2 protein-coding genes are annotated in these 2,104 nt (G+C 64.0%); both read left to right on the top strand.

Annotation, left to right across the window (positions count from 1 at the left end; translation table 11 throughout):
• The coding region (gene cysD, locus JOL79_RS33440) for a sulfate adenylyltransferase subunit CysD (RefSeq protein WP_230985968.1) at positions 1-888 on the top strand (888 nt) is incomplete at its 5' end.
• Positions 888-2,104 (top strand): sulfate adenylyltransferase subunit 1 (locus JOL79_RS33435; protein ID WP_210159946.1); only part of this gene is annotated, 1,217 nt, incomplete at its 3' end. The genes cysD and JOL79_RS33435, both read left to right, overlap by 1 nt.

Below are 2,104 nucleotides of genomic sequence, written 5' to 3'. Positions count from 1 at the left end.
CAGCTCGACGTGCTCGAAGCCGAGGCGATCCACATCATGCGTGAGGTCGCGGCCGAGTTCGAGCGTCCCTGTCTGCTGTTTTCCGGCGGCAAGGACTCCATTGTGATGGTGCGGGTGGCGGAGAAGGCGTTTTGGCCGGCGCCGATTCCGTTCCCGCTCATGCATGTCGACACCGGTCACAATTTCCCGGAGGTGATCGAGTTCCGGGATCGGCGGGTGGCTGAGTTGGGTGCCCGTCTGGTCGTGGCGTCGGTTCAGGAGTCGATCGACGCGGGGCGGGTGGTGGAGGAGACCGGGCGGCGGGCGTCGCGTAACCGGTTGCAGACCACGACGTTGCTGGACGCGATCGAGGACAACGGGTTCGACGCGGTGTTCGGCGGGGCCCGGCGTGATGAGGAGAAGGCCCGGGCCAAGGAGCGGGTGTTCTCCTTCCGGGACGATTTCGGGCAGTGGGACCCGAAGAATCAGCGGCCGGAGTTGTGGAATCTGTACAACACGAAGATCCGGCGGGGGGAGCACATCCGGGTGTTCCCGTTGTCGAACTGGACCGAGCTGGATGTGTGGCATTACATCGGCCGGGAGGGGATCGAGATCCCGTCGATCTACTTCGCGCATACCCGGGGTGTGTTCGAGCGGGACGGGATGTTGCTGGCCGATGCCGAGGTGGTGCGGCGGGGTGAGGATGAGCCGGTGTTTGAGGCGGTGGTGCGGTACCGGACGGTGGGGGACATGACGTGCACGGGCGCGGTCGCCTCGACCGCGGTGAGTGTGTCGGAGATCATCGATGAGATCGCGGTGACGAGGATCACTGAGCGGGGCGCGACGAGGGCTGATGACCGGGCGTCGGAGGCCGCGATGGAGGACCGCAAGAAGGAGGGTTACTTCTGATGGACATCCTCCGTTTCGCCACGGCGGGCAGCGTCGATGACGGCAAGTCCACGTTGATCGGGCGGTTGCTGTTCGATTCCAAGGCGATCTTCGAAGATCAGTTGGAGGCGGTCGAGCGGACGTCGCGGGATCGGGGCACCGAGTACACCGATCTGTCGTTGCTGACCGATGGGTTGCGGGCCGAGCGGGAGCAGGGCATCACGATCGATGTGGCGTACCGGTATTTCGCGACGCCGAAGCGGAAGTTCATCATCGCTGACACGCCGGGGCATGTTCAGTACACGCGGAACATGGTGACGGGGGCGTCGACGGCGGATCTGGCGATCATTTTGATCGACGCGCGTAAGGGGGTGCTGGAGCAGTCGCGGCGGCACGCGTTTTTGACGACGTTGCTGCGGGTGCCGCATCTGGTGCTGGCGGTCAACAAGATGGATCTGGTGGATTACTCCGAGGAGCGGTTCGAGCGGATTCGTGAGGAGTTCACGGGGTTCGCGTCGAAGTTGAACGCCAGTGATCTGACGTTCATCCCGATTTCGGCGTTGCATGGCGACAACGTGGTGTCCCGTTCGGAGAGTATGCCGTGGTATGAGGGGTCGTCGCTGCTGCATCATCTGGAGAATGTGCACATCGCCTCGGATCGGAATCTGGTGGATGTGCGGTTCCCGGTGCAGTACGTGATCCGGCCGCACAACGCGACGGATCCGGCGTTGCATGATTACCGGGGGTATGCGGGTCAGGTGGCCGGTGGTGTGCTGAAGCCGGGGGATGAGGTGGTGCATCTTCCGTCGGGTCTGGCTACGACGATCAGTGCGATCGACACGTTCGACGGGCCGGTGGGTGAGGCGTTCGCGCCGATGTCGGTGACGTTGCGGCTGGCCGATGACATCGACATCTCCCGGGGTGACATGATCTGCCGGCCGAACAATCAGCCGCAGACGGCGCAGGAGATCGACGCGATGGTGTGCTGGATGGCTGATGGGGTGAGGCTCCAGCCCCGCTCGAAGTTGATTATCAAGCACACCACGCGTACGGCGCGGGCGCTGGTGCGGGAGTTGCATTACCGGCTGGACGTCAACACGTTGCATCGGGATGAGTCGGCCACCGCTCTCGGGCTCAACGAGATCGGCCGGGTCTCGCTGCGGACCACCCAGCCGCTGTTCGTCGACGACTACGCCCGCAACCGCATGACCGGCGGATTCATCCTCATCGACGAGGC

The sequence above is a fragment of the Microbispora oryzae genome, assembly GCF_017896165.1.
GTDB lineage: Bacteria > Actinomycetota > Actinomycetes > Streptosporangiales > Streptosporangiaceae > Microbispora > Microbispora oryzae.
This window is presented reverse-complemented; position numbering and strand designations above follow the sequence as displayed.